The sequence below is a fragment of the Staphylococcus sp. B1(2026) genome, from assembly GCF_058895785.1.
On the sequence record NZ_JBZXTS010000001.1, the window covers coordinates 51078 to 72260 of the forward strand.

General features: G+C 31.3%; 21 protein-coding genes. 2 read left to right on the plus strand and 19 right to left on the minus strand.

Annotated features, from left to right (window positions below):
* The first annotated feature begins 43 nt into the window (after positions 1-43).
* Positions 44-529 (plus strand): GAF domain-containing protein, encoded by a 486-nt coding sequence (locus AC5EAH_RS00280; RefSeq protein ID WP_493492750.1) that lies wholly within the window; start codon positions 44-46, stop codon positions 527-529.
* A gap of 30 nt (positions 530-559) precedes the next feature.
* Here AC5EAH_RS00280 and nrdE read toward each other — a convergent pair whose 3' ends face one another.
* The 4 genes from nrdE to AC5EAH_RS00300 form a co-directional block, all read right to left on the minus strand.
* The gene (gene nrdE / locus AC5EAH_RS00285; protein ID WP_493492751.1) at positions 560-2659 is read right to left on the minus strand and encodes a class 1b ribonucleoside-diphosphate reductase subunit alpha; all 2100 of its coding nucleotides are present in this window, start codon (positions 2657-2659) and stop codon (positions 560-562) included.
* A complete protein-coding gene (gene nrdI / locus AC5EAH_RS00290) occupies positions 2640-3020 on the minus strand; it encodes a class Ib ribonucleoside-diphosphate reductase assembly flavoprotein NrdI (RefSeq protein WP_493492752.1) in 381 nt (126 codons plus the stop codon). The genes nrdE and nrdI overlap by 20 nt, the downstream gene beginning before the upstream one ends.
* 210 nt (positions 3021-3230) lie before the next feature.
* The gene (locus AC5EAH_RS00295; protein ID WP_493492753.1) at positions 3231-4397 is read right to left on the minus strand and encodes a class I SAM-dependent methyltransferase; all 1167 of its coding nucleotides are present in this window, start codon (positions 4395-4397) and stop codon (positions 3231-3233) included.
* A 2-nt stretch (positions 4398-4399) separates the two neighbouring features.
* The gene (locus AC5EAH_RS00300; RefSeq protein WP_493492754.1) at positions 4400-5044 is read right to left on the minus strand and encodes a deoxynucleoside kinase; all 645 of its coding nucleotides are present in this window, start codon (positions 5042-5044) and stop codon (positions 4400-4402) included.
* A 191-nt stretch (positions 5045-5235) separates the two neighbouring features.
* Here AC5EAH_RS00300 and tadA point away from each other — a divergent pair, with 191 nt between their 5' ends.
* The gene (tadA, locus tag AC5EAH_RS00305) at positions 5236-5709 is read left to right on the plus strand and encodes a tRNA adenosine(34) deaminase TadA (RefSeq protein ID WP_493492755.1); all 474 of its coding nucleotides are present in this window, start codon (positions 5236-5238) and stop codon (positions 5707-5709) included.
* Positions 5710-5731: 22 nt separating this feature from the next.
* On the opposite strand, the gene glmM is transcribed toward tadA, so the two are convergent.
* The 15 genes from glmM to AC5EAH_RS00380 form a co-directional block, all read right to left on the minus strand.
* On the minus strand, positions 5732-7078 hold the full coding sequence (gene glmM / locus AC5EAH_RS00310) for a phosphoglucosamine mutase (protein ID WP_493492756.1): 1347 nt from the start codon (positions 7076-7078) through the stop codon (positions 5732-5734).
* A 22-nt stretch (positions 7079-7100) separates the two neighbouring features.
* The gene (locus tag AC5EAH_RS00315) at positions 7101-8054 is read right to left on the minus strand and encodes a CdaR family protein (RefSeq protein WP_493492757.1); all 954 of its coding nucleotides are present in this window, start codon (positions 8052-8054) and stop codon (positions 7101-7103) included.
* Positions 8044-8895 (minus strand): diadenylate cyclase CdaA, encoded by an 852-nt coding sequence (gene cdaA / locus AC5EAH_RS00320; protein ID WP_493492758.1) that lies wholly within the window; start codon positions 8893-8895, stop codon positions 8044-8046. The genes AC5EAH_RS00315 and cdaA overlap by 11 nt, the downstream gene beginning before the upstream one ends.
* Before the next feature lie 107 nt (positions 8896-9002).
* Complete coding sequence (gene pflA, locus AC5EAH_RS00325) at positions 9003-9749, minus strand: pyruvate formate-lyase-activating protein (RefSeq protein ID WP_493492759.1); 747 nt, start codon at positions 9747-9749, stop codon at positions 9003-9005.
* A gap of 93 nt (positions 9750-9842) precedes the next feature.
* Positions 9843-12092: a formate C-acetyltransferase gene (gene pflB, locus AC5EAH_RS00330; RefSeq protein WP_493492760.1), complete on the minus strand. Its 2250-nt coding sequence runs from the start codon at positions 12090-12092 to the stop codon at positions 9843-9845.
* Positions 12093-12318: 226 nt separating this feature from the next.
* On the minus strand, positions 12319-12996 hold the full coding sequence (locus AC5EAH_RS00335; RefSeq protein WP_493492761.1) for a uroporphyrinogen-III synthase: 678 nt from the start codon (positions 12994-12996) through the stop codon (positions 12319-12321).
* A complete protein-coding gene (gene hemC, locus AC5EAH_RS00340) occupies positions 12989-13867 on the minus strand; it encodes a hydroxymethylbilane synthase (protein WP_493492762.1) in 879 nt (292 codons plus the stop codon). The genes AC5EAH_RS00335 and hemC overlap by 8 nt, the downstream gene beginning before the upstream one ends.
* 63 nt (positions 13868-13930) lie before the next feature.
* Positions 13931-14884 (minus strand): uroporphyrinogen-III C-methyltransferase, encoded by a 954-nt coding sequence (gene cobA / locus AC5EAH_RS00345; protein ID WP_493492763.1) that lies wholly within the window; start codon positions 14882-14884, stop codon positions 13931-13933.
* A gap of 3 nt (positions 14885-14887) precedes the next feature.
* Entirely contained in the window at positions 14888-15193 is a 306-nt protein-coding gene (locus AC5EAH_RS00350) for a nitrite reductase (NAD(P)H) small subunit (protein WP_493492764.1), read from the minus strand.
* A 23-nt stretch (positions 15194-15216) separates the two neighbouring features.
* Complete coding sequence (gene nirB, locus AC5EAH_RS00355) at positions 15217-17661, minus strand: nitrite reductase large subunit NirB (RefSeq protein ID WP_493492765.1); 2445 nt, start codon at positions 17659-17661, stop codon at positions 15217-15219.
* Between the two features lie 198 nt (positions 17662-17859).
* The gene (locus AC5EAH_RS00360; protein ID WP_493492766.1) at positions 17860-18309 is read right to left on the minus strand and encodes a precorrin-2 dehydrogenase/sirohydrochlorin ferrochelatase family protein; all 450 of its coding nucleotides are present in this window, start codon (positions 18307-18309) and stop codon (positions 17860-17862) included.
* Complete coding sequence (locus AC5EAH_RS00365; RefSeq protein ID WP_493492767.1) at positions 18284-18997, minus strand: sirohydrochlorin chelatase; 714 nt, start codon at positions 18995-18997, stop codon at positions 18284-18286. Before AC5EAH_RS00365 ends, AC5EAH_RS00360 begins: the two co-directional genes overlap by 26 nt.
* Before the next feature lie 15 nt (positions 18998-19012).
* On the minus strand, positions 19013-19645 hold the full coding sequence (locus tag AC5EAH_RS00370) for a response regulator transcription factor (RefSeq protein WP_493492768.1): 633 nt from the start codon (positions 19643-19645) through the stop codon (positions 19013-19015).
* Positions 19623-20636, minus strand: coding sequence for a sensor histidine kinase (locus AC5EAH_RS00375; protein WP_493492769.1), 1014 nt, complete (start codon positions 20634-20636; stop codon positions 19623-19625). Before AC5EAH_RS00375 ends, AC5EAH_RS00370 begins: the two co-directional genes overlap by 23 nt.
* Positions 20637-21071, minus strand: coding sequence for a GAF domain-containing protein (locus AC5EAH_RS00380; RefSeq protein WP_493492770.1), 435 nt, complete (start codon positions 21069-21071; stop codon positions 20637-20639).
* Positions 21072-21183: the final 112 nt, after the last annotated feature.

Sequence of the window (21183 nt, forward strand, 5' to 3'; positions counted from 1 at the left end):
ATATACGTATAATAAGACTATAATTAAATTTAGGAGTGATAATATGTTTGACGCTACTAACTATACAGGTAGTATTTCTGAGCAACATCAATTAGTTCTTGATCAATTAGCAGCATTATGTAGTGATGAAAGTAATTTAATTGCCAATCTTAGTAATGCTAGTGCACTATTAAATTTCTTTTTAACTGATATTAATTGGGTAGGTTTTTATTTAATGGATGAACCAGCTCAACAATTAGTGTTGGGACCTTTTCAAGGCTTACCTGCTTGCGTACGTATTCCATTAGGTCGTGGTGTCTGTGGTACTGCCGCCAGTAAACTTGAAATTCAACGTGTTGATGATGTGCAACAATTTTTTGGACACATTGCTTGTGATAGCCAAACTCGTTCAGAAATTGTGTTACCTTTAGTTAAAGATCATCAATTATTAGGTGTTTTAGATATTGATTCACCTCAATTAGCTCGTTTTTCAAAAGAAGATGAACAATTTTTAAGTCGTTTTGTAGACAAACTAATTGAATATATATAAAAGAAGCGAGATAACTACCTCGCTTCTTTTTTATACTGCACAACTTGTACATTCTTCAACTGATAATAATTTATTACGTGTATAATACAATGATTTCAATCCTTTATGATGTGCATAAACATATAATCTTGCTAATTCACGTGTTGTAATATTTGAATTGACATAAAGAATTGTTGAAATACCTTGGTCAATATGCTGTTGAATCGTTGCCACTAAATCAATCAATTTCATTTGGTCAATATTAAACGCTGACTTATAGAACCACATTGTTTCTGGTGCTAAGAAAGGCATTGGGTAAATTGTTTCAGCATTACCGTAAGTACGTCTTTCAATTAAATCAACAATTGGCATGACACTAGATGTTGCATTTTGTACATAAGAAATACTTTGAGTTGGGGCAATAGCTAAACGATAGGCATGATATAAACCATATTGTTTAACTTGCTCACATAAGTTTGCCCAATCTTGTGCTGTCGGTATAGGCATACCTTCAAATAATTGAGCTACTTTCTCTGATTGTGGCATGACTTCTTTTTCAATATATTTATTAAAATATTGTCCTGTTGCATAATCTGATTTTTCAAAGTCTTTAAATGTAATTTGACGCTCTTTAGCTAATAACATTGATTTTTCAATTGAGTAAAAGTTTAACATCATAAAGAAAACATTAGCAAAATCTTTTGCTTCTTCTGATTCATATTGAATTTGATTTTTAGCTAAATAACCATGCAAGTTCATAGCACCTAAACCTACTGAATGTAATTCTTCATTAGCTTTACGTACACCTGGTGCATTGGCAATGGCTGTTTTATCTGATACAACAGTTAAAGCTTCAATACCTACGTGAACAGAATCTTGCATTGCTTTCTTTGCCATCACATTAGCAATATTCAAAGAACCTAAATTACATGAAATATCACGTTTAATAGTATCACCAACGCCGTAATCGTTAATAATAGAAGTTTCTTGTAATTGGAAAATTTCTGTACATAAATTACTCATCTTAATTGTACCGATATTACCTAAAGCATGTTGTTGATTAGCATTATCTTTAAAAACAATATACGGGTAACCTGATTGTAATTGCGTTTGAGCAATATGATTTAATAAATCTCTAGCACTTGTTTGACGCTTAATAATATTTGGATTCGCCACCATATCATCATAATACTTATCTAAATCAATTTCATCTAATGTAACACCATAAGCTTTTTCGACTGTATGTGGTGCAAACATATACATAGCTTCATTATTTTTAGCTAAGTCGAAAAATTTTGATGGTACAATTAAACCAGTTGAAATAGTTGGTAAACGTAAATCTTCGTCTGCATTAACTTTTTTAGTATCTAAAAATTCTGGTACATCATAATGAAAAATATTTAAGTAAACTGCGCCTGCACCTGGACGTTGACCTAATTGGTCAGCATAAGCAAAGCCACCTTCAAGTGATTTCGCTACAGGTAAAACCCCTTTAGCCACACCTTCAACACCTTTGATTGCTTCACCACGTGCACGTAATTTTGATAAATTAATTGCAACACCGCCACCAATTTTAGATAATTGTTTAGCTGTTGAATCAATATAATTAATTGAGTTTAAACTGTCATCTACTTCTAATAAAAAGCAAGAAACCATTTCACCACGTCTTGCACGACCTGCATTTAAAAATGTTGGTGTGGCTGGTTGATAACGTTGTTCCATCATTGAAGCAATATAACGTTTAGCATTCATAACATTACCGCTTGCTAAATACAATGCTACGATAACAACATGTTGTGCATAGTTTTCTAAAAATTGTGTTTTATCATTAGTTTTTAAAGCATAATCTCTATAAAACTTACTTGCAGCCATATATGAAGCAAATTTAAAATTAAAACTGTCTGCATAGTCCAATAATTCTTCTAATTCGTGCGGTTGATATTCTGCGAAAATATCGTAGTAAAATGTGTGATCTACTAAATAATGTAGTCGTTCTAAATTAGAAGTGAACTTCACTGTTTTTGAGTCAACTTCTGCCAAGTAAACTTCTAAGGCTTCTTGGTCTTTATCAAGATCGTAAAAGCCATCTGCTCTACGTTTTTTAACTTCATTATTTAATTCGATATGATTTCTATTTATTGTAGATGACATCGATTTCTCCTACTTTCTGTTTAAAATTTATTCTGTCTTGATCGGTACCGTGTAGTTCAAATTTCATAATAAGTGGTACATTATATTGATTACTAATATGTTCACCTGCTAAGGCAAAATTTGCACCCCAATTTTTATTACCACTTGCTGCTACAGCAACTAAATTACGATAATTTAGTGCCAAAAAATTTTTAACAACTTCCGGAACTTCTCCAAATCCTATTGTTGACGTGACTAAAATAAAAGGTGTGGTGATTATTTTATCTGCTGCTTCATCTAGTAATTCTTCAGCATCATCTAACTGACAACTATTAATAAAACGTCTAATATTACCAGTTAAAGTGTAATATATCACTTTCATTTTTATTCCTCCCTCAACACTTATTTTCTAATTGTAAACTTAAAAAATTAAAAATCAAGACTTGACAATTTTAAAATGTAATCTCAATCTCATCGTTAAGCTATTGCATCTATATATTAAATTTTTATTACGATACTTACAAAAAGAAAGTGAATTGTTTCCATTCTAGCTAAGTCAATTTCACTTGTAAAGAAAAACGACTTCTATTAATTAAATGTCGTATTGTTTTAAATACTCTGCTAATTGTTTTTCTAAATACGGTTGTGCCTGTAAACTATCTCTTAATTGTTGATAGGCCTGTATTCTTTGAAGTGATGGTTGATACTGTGTATAAAAAGCACGAATCATTAGATTTTTAGGTGTATAAGTACTGTCGATAAATTCAACAATTTGCGTTTCATAACCTACAAAACTTAATAATTCAGCACGCATTGTATCTGTTGCCAATGCAGCAAAACGCTCTTGAATTAAACCGTAATTTAACATAGGTGATAAAATATCACTAGCAATTTGCTGATTTAATTCATGATGACAACAAGGTACACTTAAAATAACTTTGGCTTGCCAATTCACCGCTTTTGATAAGGCCATATCTGTAGCAATATCACAAGCATGTAGTGTAATTACCATATCTATTTGTTGAACATCTTGATAGTCATTAATATCACCTACTTGAAAATTAAGTTGCGTATAATTTAATTTTTTAGCAAGTGTTTGGCAATATTCAATCACTTCTTTTTTTAAATCTAATCCAATAATATGAACATTTAATTTTTGCTCAATACTTAAAAAATGATAAAGCGCAAACGTAAGATAAGATTTACCCGACCCAAAATCAATAATTTTTAAAGGTCGATCTTTTGGTAAATAATGTAAACTATCTGCAACAAATTCTAAAAAACGATTAATTTGTTTGAATTTATCATATTTAGCTTGTTTAATTTTACCATCATTCGTTTGCACACCTAATTCAACTAAAAACGGATAGATGTGACCTTCTTGTAATAAGTATTGTTTTTGTCGATTATGTGACAATTGAGCTGGCTGATGAGCTGATGCTTTACTTTTAAATAAAATTTTATTTTTCTTAGATATTTGTACATGCCATTGATGCGTTGTTGTTTGACATTGTAATTGTTTAAATTGTTCGATTAATGAGGGTAAATACTTTACTAATTGCGTAGGTAAAATATTATCATGCTTAATGATACGCATATAGTGATATTCTAATTGTAGATGATATTGATTTTTAATCATTACTGGTTTTATTTTTACTTTTTTTAAATCATTTGATTTTTGTTTAGGTGAAGAAAAAATACCTGAAACAAATGTTTCTGTTTGACAAGCTTCTTTAAATTGATTAATTAAATTATCCATGATTATTTTCTTTCTATTTTTTGTGCAATTTTATCGATAATAGGGTCTAGTGTATCTGGACTTTGTTTAATATCATATTCATTAATATTAATACGAATAACGGGACATCCTGTAAACTGATTGATCCATTGTTCATAACGTTGATGTAAATCCTTCCAATAAGACATATCGGTTTCTAATTCCATTAATCGTCCACGTTGTCGAATACGTGCTAGCATTTCGTCCAAATCACATTGTAAATAAATTAAAATATCTGCTTTAGGAAAATGTGGCGTTAATACCATTACTTCAAATAAATTGTAAATTGTTTGATAATCTGCTTGTGTCATTGCTTGATTATCATAATGCATTTTAGCAAAAATATTTACATCTTCATAAATTGATCGGTCTTGTACAAAACCACCTGGTTGCTCAAACATTCTTTTTTGTTCTTTAAAACGATCAACTAAACAGGCAATTTGAAAATTAAAACTCCAACGTTCAAAATCTTGATAATATCTTTCAAAATAAGGATTATCTTGTACTTTTTCTAGGGAGGGTTGAAACTTTAGTTTTTGTGCTAAAGCAGTAGTAAAAGTAGATTTTCCAACACCAACAACACCGGCGACAGTGATGATGGCATCTTGCGGTATAGTGTAATGAGCCATGCGACTTCCCTTTCTATATAAATGTTTTATATATTTTATCTATGTCATTGACTGTTAATGACTATTATGATATATGATACCACATTATCCATATTGGAACAAAATTAACGTCAATTTTATTAAAATATATGTTATACTTTTACAGTAAAATATTCTTTAACTAGCGATTATATTTGGAAGGACTTAATTATATGACGCATCAATATTATATGCAACAAGCTTTACTTGAAGCACAAAAAGCTTATGATCTTGGAGAAGTACCTATTGGTGCAATTATTGTTCATGACAATCAAATTATTGCACGTGCACATAATTTGCGAGAAACAAGCCAAAATGCTGTAACTCACGCTGAACTATTAGCCATTCAACAAGCCTGTGCTCATTTAAAATCATGGCGACTTGAAAATACAATATTATATACAACCGTTGAACCTTGTGTGATGTGTAGTGGTGCGATTGTAATGAGTAGAATACCAGTAGTTGTTTACGGCACACGTGATCACAAAGGTGGTTGCGTTCATAGTTTAATGAATTTACTTAATGAACCAAATTTCAATCATCAATGTCATATTATTAGTGATGTTGAAAGTGACGATTGTCAATTAATTCTCAAAAATTTCTTTAAAGATTTACGTCACAAGAAAAAACAATATAGCAAGAAGTAATTAACTTCTTGCTATATTGTTTTTAATTTAATCCCATTTCTCTTTGTACAACTTCTGCAATAGCATTTACATATTGATCCGCTAAATCATCCGTTGCCGCTTCTACCATTACACGTACTAATGGTTCTGTTCCTGATGGTCTAACAAGTACACGCCCTTCACCATTCATTTGCTGTTCAACTTCAGCAATGATTGCTGAGACAGCAGGTTGTTGTTCTACAGCATGCTTATCAGTAACACGAATATTAACTAAACGTTGTGGAAATTGTGGCATCTCATTAGCTAATTCACTTAAAGTTTTACCTGAATTTTTAACAATATATGCTAATTGAATAGCTGTCAACAAACCATCACCTGTTGTATTATAATCCATAATAACAATATGTCCTGATTGTTCACCACCTAAATTGTAATCATGTTCACGCATCGCTTCAACTACGTAACGATCACCTACAGCAGTAGCAATTGATTTTAACTCTTCTGCTTCAATTGCTTTATAAAAACCTAAGTTACTCATAACTGTTGATACGACTGTATTATGATTTAAACGCCCTTCTTTCGCAAAATATTTAGCTAAAATATACATAATGCGATCACCATCAACAATTTGACCTTTTTCATCAACAGCAATTACACGATCACCATCACCGTCAAAAGCAAATCCCATATCAGCATTTGTTTCTAAAACATGTTGCGCTAATTTTTCAGGATGTGTTGAACCTACATCAGTATTAATATTAAATCCATCTGGATGACAACCGATTGTTGTAATATTAGCTTCTAAATCACCAAATAAATAAGGTGCAATACTATGTGTAGAACCATTAGCACCATCTAATGCAATATTAAGTCCTGATAAATCCCCATCAATTGTTGTTTTTAAATATTGAATATATTTTTGTACTCCTGCTTTAAAATAAGAACTTTGACCGATATGTTCTGCTACAGGACGTGGTAAAGTATCTTCATTAGATTCTAATAATTGTTCAATTTCTTGTTCAATATCATCTGTTAATTTGAAACCATCTGCACCGAAAAATTTAATACCATTATCTATTACTGGATTATGCGATGCTGAAATCATCACACCTGCTTGCGCATCTAATATTCTTGTTAAGTAGGCAACACCAGGCGTTGAAATTACACCTAATAACATGACTTCTGTTCCTGTTGATAACAAACCAGCAACTAATGCTGCTTCTAACATATCTCCAGATACACGTGTGTCACGTCCTACAAGTACTCGTGGACGTGTGGCACCTTTTGTCACAACATAACCGCCGAAACGTCCTAGTTTAAATGCTAATTCAGCAGTTAATTCAGTATTAGCTACACCTCTTACGCCATCTGTTCCAAAATATTTACCCATTATTTCTCTCCTTAAATATATATTATCTAGATGTTACTGGTTTTATTTTAATTTCTATATTAATTTCTTCACGACTTAAACCTACTGCTTGCTCTGGCGTGACTAATCTTACTTTCTTTACAGTAGTTTTGTCAAGTTCATTAATCTCTACTGGTACTTCCAATTGTGTTATTTCATCAAGTTCAGCATGTGTTTTAGCACGTACACGAATCGTACTCTGACTAGGTATCATACCTTCTAAAGTATAATTTGCTTTCACATTACCTAATGGTTTAAGCACTAAAGGAATTTCTTTTTCTATCGGTATAATATTCATTGTAATATCAACACCTTTTGTTTCAATATCAATATCTTCAATTTTATTTAAATTATTATCATAAGCTTCTACTATAGCAGTTTCAGTCGTTGTATGTGTTAATTTAGTTACTGGTAAAGTTGTTGCTTTTACATAAGCAATACGTTTCATTTCTTTTGAAGGCCCCGAAATCACTACTTGCTGTGGATTGATTTTTGTACTTTGTAACTCGTAACCGTCAGCAAAGCGTGAATCATTAATGACATATTCTACATTAAAAGTAGCTGTTTCTTTTTTATCAAGGGACACAACAACTTCTTTAGGTGATATTGATGAAGTAATACTTTCAGCTAAACCTGAAATTTTAGGAATAACTTTAATATCTTTACCTATTTCTACTTCAGACAAATCTAATACTGCTACTAAATTGCGTTGACTAACTTCTTTTTTCACTAAACTATTTGGTCCTGAAATCGTGACATCTACAGTTTCAGGTACACCTATAACATATAAATTATCTTTATCATAAATCAATTTAACTGGTACATTTTTAATAACTTGTGTTTGTTTTGTACTAAATAAACTATTCGTTACATAGTTTTGTGCATTTTGATTAATTGAGAAAAACATAATTAAAGTCAACCCTAATGCTAAAATACGTAAAATCCATTTATTTTCCATCTTTGACACCATCCTTTACAAATAGTGTTTTTAATTGTAAGGTATTTTCTTCTAACCAATTGTGCTGTAGTAATTCTCTTAGTTTTTCTTCTTCTAAGTGACGATAAAGTTTACCACCTAATGACATTGACATCGCACCTGTTTCTTCAGAAACTGTTAAAGTTAAAGCATCTGTAATTTCTGAAATACCCAATGCTGCACGATGGCGTGTTCCTAGTTCTTTACTAATATAAGGATTATCACTCAATGGAAAATAGGCCGCAGCATAAGCAACTCTATTATTTTGAATAATAACAGCACCATCATGTAATGGTGTATTAGGAATAAACATATTTATCAATAAGGCTTTACTTATTTTGGCATCTAATTCAATGGCTTGTTCTGTAAATTCTTTTAGCCCTGTATTTCTTTCAATCGATAGTAGTGCACCTATGCGTCTTTTAGACATATGCACCATTGCTTCAACAATGGCTTCAATCGATTGTTCAATTTGCTCACTATTTTCATCAACATAACGTTTTGTAAAGAAAAAATTAATTAATGTTCCTCTACCTAGTTGTTCCAATGCTCTTCTTAATTCTGGTTGGAATATAATAATAATACCTAATACACCCCAAGTCATAACTTGATTAAATAACCAAGTTAACGTTTCTAGCCCAATTAATTGACTAATCACTCGGAAAATAAATATTAGAAAAATACCTCGAATGAGTTGCATTGCACGCGTACCTTTAGTAATTGAAATTAATTTATAAATTAAAATCCATACTAAAAAAATATCAAGTAAATTGACTAAAATTTCTTTAATAGACAATGCTTGTAACCATTCTAATATCGCCACATGAATACGCTCCTTTACTAATAAATTTCTTAAATAGTATAACATAAAAAGAATAATGACTCATTAAAAAAATAAAATAAGGATGAGAGACATCTCATCCATTTATATTATGCTCTTGCTTTTAAAATACTCACAGCATTATCAATACGTGCTTTAGTAGGTGGCTCTATATCGTGTAATTGGTAATCCAACCCTAATTGTTGCCATTTATAAACACCCATATCATGATAAGGTAAAACTTCCACACGTTCTACATTATTTAATGTGTCAATAAACGCACGCAATGCTTTTAAATCTTCATCAAAATCAGTATGTTGTGGTACTAATACGTGGCGTATCCACATATGTGCACCATTATCACTTAAAAAGCGAATAAATTTTAAAATATGACCATTATGTACACTCGTTAATGCTTTATGTTTTATATCGTCAATTTCTTTTACATCACATAAAAATAAATCAGCAACTTGTAATAACTGTTGTAATTTATCATTCATTACTTCATTATTTGGCTGATAAAATCCACCACAAGTATCTACACAAGTATTGATTCCATGTGCTTTTAATTTAGTAAATAATTCTAAAACAAAATCTAATTGTAATAGTGGTTCTCCACCACTAACTGTTACACCACCACCAGAAGCATCAAAGAATTCACGATATTTTAAAACTTCTGTTACAATTTCATCTGTTGTTTTTTCTTGCGCATCTGGATTAGTTAATCGCCACGTATCTGGATTATGACAATATTTACAACGTAATAAACAGCCTTGTAAAAAAATAACATATCGAATACCTGGTCCATCTACATTACCAAATGATTCCATAGAATGAACTAAACCTGTTGTTGCCATACTATCACTTCCTTTCATTAACTTATATTTTATCAATTTTTAATAAACTACGCCATTAAAATAGGACTAGGTTTTACCCTAGTCCTTCATTAATTACATCATTTCGTGCATCGTACGACTTAATACATCACGTTGTTGTTCTGGTGTTAAACTAATTAAACGTACTGCATAACCCGATACACGTATCGTAAAGTTTGGATAATCTTGTGGACTTTCAATGACTTTTAATAATGTTTCTTTATTAAATACATTCGTATTTAAATGGAAACCACCTTTCATAAAGTAACCATCCATCATAGCTACTAAAGTGTTGATACGATCTTGTTCTGTTTTACCTAATGAAGTTGGTGTAAATGCAGCTGTTAAACTAATACCATCGCGTGCATCGTCAAATGGTAATTTAGCAACTGAGCTTAAGCATGCCAAAGCACCATGAGAATCACGACCATTCATCGGATTTGCCCCTGGAGAAAATGGTTCGCCTGCTTTACGTCCATCTGGTGTTGACCCTGTTTTCTTACCATAAACTACATTAGAAGTAATCGTTAAAATTGATGTTGTTGTTTCATCTGCACGATATGTTGGATGTTTACGTAGTTTATTCATAAAGGCTTGTAATAATTCAATAGCAATTGCATCAGCACGATCATCATTATTACCAAATTTAGGAAAATCTCCTTCAATTTCAAAATCAATAGCAATACCATCTTCATCACGAACTGGTTTTACTTTAGCATATTTAATAGCCGATAATGAATCTACCGCAACTGAGAATCCAGCAATACCTGTTGCCATTGTACGACGAACATCTGTGTCATGCAATGCCATCTCTAAACTTTCATAACTATATTTATCATGCATGTAATGAATAATATTTAATACATTAATATAAGCTTTACATAACCATTCCATTAAACCATCAAATTCTTTCCACACTTTATCATAATCAAGAATTTCATCAGTCATCATCGGAATTTTTGGACCTACTTGAATTTTTAGTTTTTCATCAATACCACCATTAATTGTATATAACAATGCTTTTGCTAAATTCGCACGTGCACCAAAGAATTGCATTTGCTTACCTGTCGTCATACCTGATACACAACATGCAATTGATTTATCTGGTGTTTGTAAATAATCTGCTAATAATTCATCTGATTCATATTGTACAGCTGAATGATTAATAGAAGATTTCGCACAAAATTCTCTAAAGCCACGTGGTAATTTATGACTCCATAAGATTGTTAAATTAGGTTCTGGTGAATTCCCCATATTGTCTAATGTATGAATTAAACGGAAATCAGTTTTTGTCACTAATGATTTTTCTGTATCTAACATTTCACCAACAACTAATGTTGCCCAAATTGGATCTCCTGAAAATAATTGATTATATTCAGGTGTACGTGCAAATTTCACTAGACGTAATTTTAATACTAAATTATCAATTAATTCTTGCGCATCTTGTTCTGTCAAAGTACCGTCTTCTAAATCACGTTGAATGAAAATATCTAAGAAAGTTGCGATATTACCAATTGACATGGCTGCACCATTTTGTTGTTTAATTGCTGCTAAATAACCGAAATATAACCATTGAACAGCTTCATGTGCATTTTGTGCCGCTTCTGAAATATCATAACCGTGCATCTCACCTAATTGTTTTAATTCTTGTAAAGCACGAATTTGTTCAGATACTTCTTCTCTTAAACGAATCACTTCTTCTGACATGACACCATCAGCACCAATATTTAATAAATCTTTTTGTTTTTCTTGAATTAAACGATTTACACCATATAAAGCCACACGACGATAATCACCAATAATACGACCACGGCCATAAGCATCTGGTAAACCTGTTAAAATACCAGCTTTACGAATTGTTCTCATTTCAGGTGTATAAACATCAAATACACCTTGATTGTGTGTTTTACGGAAATCTGTAAAAATTTTAACGACTTCATCTGTAACTTTATAACCGTAAGCTTCACAAGCTTTATAAGCTACATTAATTCCACCAAATGGCATTAAGGCACGTTTTAATGGTTGATCTGTTTGTAATCCAACAATTTTCTCCAAGTTTTTATCAATATAACCTGGTTGATGAGATAAAATTGTTGAGACAATTTCAGTATCCATATCTAATGTCCCACCAGCTTCACGCTCTTGTGTCATTAAATCATTAAACTTCTCTACTAATTGTTGTACAGCTGATGTTGGACCTTCTAAGAAACTATCATCACCTGTATATTCTGTATAGTTATTTACAATAAAATCTAGTACATCGATTGTTTCTTCCCAACGACCTCCGACAAATGATTTTTTTTCTACTGACATTTCAATAACCATGTTTTTTCTCCTTTAGTTTGAAAAATTATTATATTTAAATATTGAAAACGTTTTGTTTTATACATATATTATAAAACATCTAACTAAACGCTACATAACTAAATTGTGAATTTTTTTAGTAAAATTATTATAATACAGATAGCTGTACCAGCGAATTAAACTTTACTTATTATCCTTTTATTTTATATATTATCTATAAAATATCTTTTTAAGCTATTATCTGTATTCATAAAAATGATACAGATAAATCTTGTTTTAATTTTGATGTATAACCAGATTTACTAATACACTGTTGTGTCGTAACACCTAATGCAATAAAATTCAAAGATATTGGCACATACTGATAAACTTGATAAAATCTTTGCCAAGCAGAAGGACTCGCAAAATACACTGTATCAATCTTGTTTGCTCTCAGTAAATGAATTAATTCTTTTTGTCTTTCTTTATTCATCACATTATCATACGCAATAAATTCATAAAAATTAAGATTGTGTTGTTTTAATTGTTGTGCAATATAATCGTCTGCTAATTGACTTTTACCATAAACAACCAATCCTTGTGGGTGTAATTTCAACCATGCTTGCATCATTGACACTTTAGTTTCTACTTCACTAATAAAATCTACTTTAAATCCTAATTGTTGTAATTGTTGCGCAGTTTTACGCCCTACTGTTGCAATACGACTATGCTTTTGAATATACGGTGCCATTATTTTAATGGTAGCTTGACTAGTAAACAATAACCAATCGGCTTGTTGAATCATTTGTTGTTGCTGCTTTGTTAACACTTTTTCTTGAATAGTAACTAATGGTAATTGTAAACATTGATAACCTAATTGTTGAAAAAAAACTGCATCTTGCTCATTGTATTGTCTCGGTCTAGTTAATAAAATTGTTTTAGTCATTTAATAAATCCTTTGCTGCTTGTATTGCTAATTGCTGAACATCTTGACCTGATAAACTAAGGTGTCGACCACTATCTTGATTATTTTTTGCTAAAAAAGCATGAAAGTACCATTGATTATTTTGATAGTAACTATATGCACCTAGTGGAATGTCACAATTACCATTCATTGCAGCTAAAAATTGTCTTTCAGCTAGTGCCGATTGCCAAGTCAAATCATCATTAATTTGACTTAATAAATCAATTAATGCTTGATTATCTTTGCGACATTCTACACCTAAAATAGCTTGCCCAACTGCAGGTACACAAGCTGTTGTATCTAATAATTGATATTGAGGTAATTTGGACTGATAAGCCATACGTTCTATACCTGCAAACGCTAGTACAATACCATCTAAATGTTGTGTTACCATCTTATCAAGACGTGTTTCAATTTTGCCTCTAATATCTACAAATTGCCAATGCGGATAAAGTAATGACAATTGTTTAACACGTCGAAGGCTACTTGTTCCAATAACTAAATTATTTTTAACATGGCTATCTTTTTGTAAAATCAAACAATCATTTACTGTCGCACGTTTCGGTGTTGCTGCAAGTATTAAATTTGGATGTAAAATAGCTGGCATATCTTTTAAACTATGAACAGCAAAATCTATTTTTTCTTCTAGTAATGCATATTCAACTTCTTTAACAAAGACACCTTTACCACCAATTTCAGAAAGTTTGGCATTAATTAAACGATCACCTTTAGTTGATATACCTAAAATTTCAAATTTTAAATCAGGTTGTATTGCTAATAATTGATTAATAACTAATTCTGTTTGTTTTAATGCTAATGGACTAGTACGTGTCCCGACTTTTAATATTTTCATAAGCTCCTCATAGATAAAATAATTAAGATAAGTTACTCTATTTCACTTATCTTAATTATCACATTATGCATAAATTTTTTCAAATAATCTTTGTGATTGACTATCTAAATAAATAATAGTTTTAAAGTTTTGCTGATTTAAAATACGTTGACTAATATCATCAAATCGTTTATCACGTTTTTCACCAACTTGATGCCACCATACTTCAGCACCTTGACTTGTGTAAGCAATTAGTTGGTCCATATTTGGCTTTTCTGTTGATACAAATAAAATAGATTGTCCAAAATGTTCTAATTTATCAAACCAACTGTACTTATCTTGATTTAATACAATATCACCAATAATAATCATAGAAGGATTTTCTATCGTCGTTTGATTGATTTGTTGTATAATCGTTGCCAAAGTACCAATAATTTTTTGTTGGCGTCCCCAAGTTCCCCAATGAATAACGGCAATTGGTTTAGTATCATTAACACCATTTGTCAATAAATAATCTATAAATTTAGGTAATGCTTCTATTCCCATATATAAACAAATAGTTTGCTCTTTCATTAAATATGGAAATGTTCCTGATACATTTTCTTGAAAATTGCCAGTAGTAAAAGTGACAGAACGTGAAACACCACGTTCTGTTAAGGGCATGCCATTATAGGCAGCACTCGCACTTGCTGATGTAATACCTGGTACAATTTCAAAAGATAATTCAGCATTACTTACCGCTTCTAATTCTTCAATTAATCTGCCGAAGATTTCAGGATCTCCTCCTTTTAATCTTACTACACGATCATATTTTTGTGCCTGTTCAAGAATAATTTGATTAATTTTATCTTGTGATACCGTAGATTGATAAGGTGTCTTACCAACATAGATAAACTCACATTCTGCTGAACAATGAAATAATAACAAAGGATTGACTAAACGATCATAAATCACCACTTGTGCTTGTGCTAATCTGCGTTGACCCTTAATTGTTAATAATTCAATATCACCTGGCCCTGCACCTACAAATGAAATCATCGTTTATACCTCAATATAAATATCGTCTGCTACAACTTCTACTGGATACACTGTCATGTAAGCATCTTCTGTATCTTCAATTTGACCTGTTACTAATGAAATTTTATAATCACGCATTGGTTCATACAAATACTCACCTGCAACAATACTTTCTAAAACTGGTCCTTGAGTTAGCGGACAAATATCATCAATTGCAAAAACACGTCCATCTGTTAATTGAAAAACAGCAATTTGTTTATCTTCTATCTGCACTAAGCGTCCCACTTGTGGAATTAACTTAGAGACTTGTGTTACTAATACTTTTGTCAATTTACTCACTCTTCCTTTCTAGATTATACACTAGGTTCTAACTGACGATTTGGATTTTCTGGATTATCAATCGTATACATTTTTTCACGTAAATCAACATTGTTAGAAATTGATTGCCAAGGATTCTTTTTACCTTTAGCTTCTATTGCAATATTCAAACGTTCCCATAATTCTTGACGTTTAGCTTTATCCATTAGTACAGATTGAACATGTTCAAACCCTAAACGTTCTAACCATGGTGCTGTACGTTCTGCATAAATACCTGTTTCACGATAGTATTGAATAAATGCACCACAAATATCAATGACTTCTTCTTCTGTTTCAGCTAAAGTTAATAATTGTGCTTCTACTAAATCAGTACCACCATTACCACCAACTAAAACTTGGAAACCATTTTCAACACCTACAATACCAAAATCTTTTACTGCTGATTCTACACAACTTCTCGGACAACCAGATACCCCTACTTTAAATTTATGTGGTGTATCAATAAATTCAAATGTTTCTTCTAAACGAACACCTAAACGCATTGTATCTTGTGTACCGTAACGACAAAATTGTTGACCGACACAAGTTTTTACCGAACGAAATGCTTTAGCATAAGCTTGCGCTGAAATCATATCTAATTCGTCCCATACTTTTGTTAAATCTTGTTTTTTAACACCGTATAATCCAATACGTTGTGACCCTGTAATCTTAATTAATGGTACATTATATTTTTCAGCAACTTGGGCAATTTTAATTAATTGTTGTGGATTTGTTTGTCCACCACGCATTCTTGGAATAACAGAAAACTTACCATCTTTTTGAATATTCGCATGCATACGTTCATTTACTACACGTGATGCACGTTCATCTTCATGTTCCGCTGGCCACACCACATTTAAATAATAATTAATTGCTGGACGACATTTTGAACATCCTTCAGGATTTTTCCAGTTTAATTTTTCGAATACTTCGCTTGAATGAGTTAAATGTTGTGATTGAATCTCAGCCATAATTTGATCACGATCTAAATCTGTACAGCTACAAATACCTGTAGCGACTGTCACGCTATCACCTAATTCTGCTTCTAATAAAACTTGTACTTCACATTTACATTTACCACATGATGTTCCTGCTTTTGTTACTTTTCCAACTTCTGCAACATTTGTTAAACCTTGCATACGAATGGCATGTAAAATTTTTCCTTTGCTAACACCATTACAACCACAAACAATTTCTTCATCATCCCAATTTAACACATCTTCTGCACCTGCTGATGCTTCCCCAATGACGCTTAATACTGAAATGTTTTGTAAATCATCAATAGGCGTACCTTTTTTCATCATATTGAAATAACGGCTACCATCATCTGTGTCACCATATAACACGATACCTTGAATTTTATCATCTTTTAGATAGATTTTTTTATAATGTTTAGCTACACTATCGAATGCTTCAATACTATCTAAACCTTCTACATTAGTAATATTCCCAGCTGAATATAATTCCGCACCAGATACTTTTAATGATGTAAATGTTAATGAACCTTCATAAGGTTTCACATTATCTTGTTTTGTTAAGACTTGTGCTAACACTTTTCCTTGTTCAAATAATGGTGCTACTAAACCATAACAAGTACCTTCAAACTCTACACATTCTCCTACTGCATAAATATCAGGTTCACTTGTTTCTAAAAAACCATTAACAACAATACCACGATTGACTTCTAAACCAATAGCACGTCCTAACTCCGCTGCTGGTCTAATACCTATTGACATCACAACAATATCTGTGTCAATTGTTTCGCCATTGCTGAATTTCAATCCTGTTACATGATCATCACCTAACACTTCAGTTGTTTGATAACCAATTAAAAATTTTAAGCCTTGAGATTCTAATTCTTGTTGTAATAATTGACCTGCTTTTTCATCTAATTGTGCTTCCATTAACCATGGTGCTAAATGAACAACTGTTACATCCATACCTTGAACTTGTAAACCTTTAGCGGCTTCTAATCCTAATAAACCACCACCGATAACAACTGCTTTTTTATATTGTTTTGTTGCTTCTAACATTAAATCAGTATCATCAATTGTTCTAAATGGAATAACGCCTTCTTTATCAGCACCCGGTACTGGTAAAATAAACGGATGCGACCCTGTAGCAATTAATAATTTATCATAATTAATTATTTTACCTGATGTCGTTGTCACTAATTTATTGGCTTTATCTATCTGTTCGACTGGATCGTGATTAATTAAAGTAATATTATTTTCATCATACCATTCGTAAGGATTCGTAATCGCTTCTTCGACTGTCATTTTAGCTTGTAAAATATTTGATAACATAATACGATTATAATTCGGATAAGCTTCTTTACCGATAATTGTAATGTCATAACGTTGTGAATCTAGTTCTAAGATTTCCTCTACTGTACGCACACCTGCCATACCATTACCAATAACTACTAAACGTTCTTTCATAAGTACACCTCTTCTTATTTTTATCGTAGTTAAATTGTACGATAAGCTGACTAAAAAGTGATATTAGGGTATCCCCTATGATATAAGTTAAACGTTCACATTTTATACAAATTTATTAAATCACCTCAATAAAAAAGGCTTAATGTTTAAGATGTTGAACATCCTAATATTAAGTCCTCTCGTTCTTAAAGAATTTATTTAATGCATATTAGTTAATATTTCTTGTAATTGATTACGAATTCTTTTAGAAGTTGTGCATTTTTGTCCAAATGTCGACACGGCAACGATCCCTTCTGGTATATTAAAATACGGCATATTAAAAAAATTACTATTTTCTTTGTTTGTGGCATCATTAAATAATTGTTCTTGTTTAATTTCTTGGGCAATTTGTTGATTAACTGTTATTTGATTTGTACAAAGTAATACCATATGAAAGCCTGCAATATCTCCTTGCTGATATACTCTAGCTTGCCATGTTAATTGATGTTGATTAACTAAATTTTGTAATTGTGGCGTTAGCTGATCTGAAACAATCGTTATGTATTGTGCACCACAATCTAACAAGTTTTGTACTTTACGCGTAGCAATTTTGCCACCACCTATCACAATAATATTAAATTGACTAATGTTCAACATGATCGGATACATATTCAGACATCCTTTCTAAAATTGCTAAATATAAAGCCTCGCTACCTTCTAAACTTGATAGATATATATCTTCCTTCATGCCACGAAGTTGTTGAATATTACGATTGATTTTATTAACCAAGTAACCATTAGTTAAAAATAAAGGTTGAATAATTAATGGCGCTTCATATTCTGCTAGAAATTCTTGATACGTATGCTTACCATGATGATTTGCACCAAACACTTGGCATGGTACTTGTTCTGAAATTTTTTGACAAATCTCTATTAATTGTTGATGTGGCAAATCATAATGTGGTGTACCGTGTGCAATAATTAATGTATTATAATTCGGATGAGATTGTAATGCTACTTTAGTTTGCATAACATAAAAATCAATGATTGCTTTAGATGTCGCTAGTGTTGGAGCAATTTTAAATAGTTTATTTGTCTGTAATGTTTTTTCAATGCGTTGTGGTAAATCTTCTAAAGCATGTGTTGCTGGAAATAATAATACTGGAATAAAAATCAGTTCATCAACTTGCTCTTGCAAAGTTTCAATCGACATTTCTAATGTTTGATGATCACCTTCTAAATAACCTACTAAAGTTGGGGCTGTCACTTTTTGAGATACACGCGCTAATACATCCATATTCGCTTCAGTTACTCTATCTTTTCGACCGTGTAATACATAAATAAATCCTTGTTTCATAAGTCTTCTCCTTCTTTAATAATCAATTAAATGATGTTTTAAACTGTATTGTAATAAATCTGCATAATTTGTCATTTTCAGTTTTCTTTTAATATTCGTTTTATGTGCTTCTACTGTTTTTACTGAAATAAATAATTTTTCTGCAATATCTTTATTATTATGACCTAAAGCAATAAGTGGTAAAATTTCTTTTTCCCTTTTTGATAAAGTGGCATATAGTGGATCTTCATCTTCTAAAATAAAACTCTCTAACATTTTTTCACTATAACCATCATAATAACATTGCCCTGCATTAACAGCTTGAATACATTCAATGAGATGTTCGTCCGTTGCATTTTTTAAAATATAACCATCTGCTTTTGCTTCAATGGCACCTCTGACAAACACTTCTTCATCATGCATCGTTAAAATAATGACTTTAATATGTGGATAAGCTTCTTTAATACGTTTAGTAGTTTGTAAACCATTTTCACCAGGTGGCATACTAATATCCATCAAAACAATATCAACTGGTAAATTTTCTATTTTGATGAAAACTTCATTTCCACTAGCTGCATCGCCGATAACTGTCATATCAGGATGCATATTGAGTAAGAATGACAAAGCGTTTCTAATCATGGCATGATCATCTGCTATTAATAAGTTCATATTTATCTCCTTCTATTTGATAAGGTACTTTAATCATAATTGTTGTACCTTTTTGTTGTATTGATGAAATATTAATTGTGCCTTTTAATGCATAAATGCGTTCTTGCATATTGTATAAACCAAAACCATTTTTTTCTAAATTCACATCAAATCCTACACCATGATCTTCAATAATGACGCTCATATCTTTATCATTGAAATGAATATATACATAACAAGTATTTATACCTGAATATTTAACTGCATTAGTTGTTGCTTCTTGAATAACACGATAAATAGCAATACGAAATTGATCTGCTAAAATAGGTTCTTTACCTACAACCTCTAATTGAATATCAAATCCAGTCATTTCTTCGTGACGGACAATAAATTGTTTTAAAGCAGAAATCAAGCCTACTTCATCAATTGAAATCGGGCGCAATTGTCGAGCCAAATCTTTAATTTCTTGTAATGCTAATGAAAAATGTTGATCGATTTCTTGGATTTTATAGGTTTGCTGTTGTCCTGATAACCATTTCAAACTTCTTACTTCTAACATTAAACTATAAACACTTTGTGCGATACTATCGTGTAAATCTAAAGCAATTCTTTTTTGTTCTTTTTCACGCACCTCATTTAAATATTCTAATAATAATCTATTTTTATTTAATGAGTTAATATATAGTTTTTCTTTAATTTGAATATATATTAAATCCGCTTCAATAGTCACTTGTCCCCAGAAATCAATTAGTGCACCATCATTATTTTTTAATACTAATGGAAACCCTTGTGCAAAAATCATATCGTGAATTGGACAACTCATACATTGTAAAGCAATATCATCAAAGGGACTCACTTCTCCTTGACTAATAGCAATAATTGTTGATAAATCAATTTGATAATTAGCTTCTATTTTTTCAGCAACTTGTGTTTTATCTAATACTTGATGCTGATGATCTAATATCCACACTGCAACTTCTAACTTTTCAAAAAAAATTTTAGGTAATTGCATTTATTTGACCTCCAATAATATCTCTACTAAGTCATTAGCGACTACTGCAAAATGTTGACAATCTTCAAATGAATAGGATTGTTGATGACGGTAACCAAGTATAACAACGGCAATTAATTGTGACTGATGAAACACTGGGGCACCCATCACCATATCTAACTGTTCAATACGTGCTATAGGATAATTATAAAGTTCTGCTTTCTTTTGTTGTAAATTAGTCATCATTTGACAACGTCCCGTTTTCCAAATTTCACCAGCTAAACCTTTACCTATTTGTAACTTTATTTTTTGATAAGCTAAACTTTGTTGACCTACAACATTTGTCCATTTAATAACCAAACATCCATTGCTATCTGTAATTTGTCTGGCAACAGCTACAAAATCAGCTTGCCATCGTTGTTGTTGCTGCTCTAACCAATCATTTATTTTTTTCATAGTTTGCCTCTTCTAAGATTAAATTTGACAAAGAAATGTCACAATTGAATATCTATTTTATTATTTATTAGAAATATTATTGATTTTGAATAGTATATTTCATAATATTAGG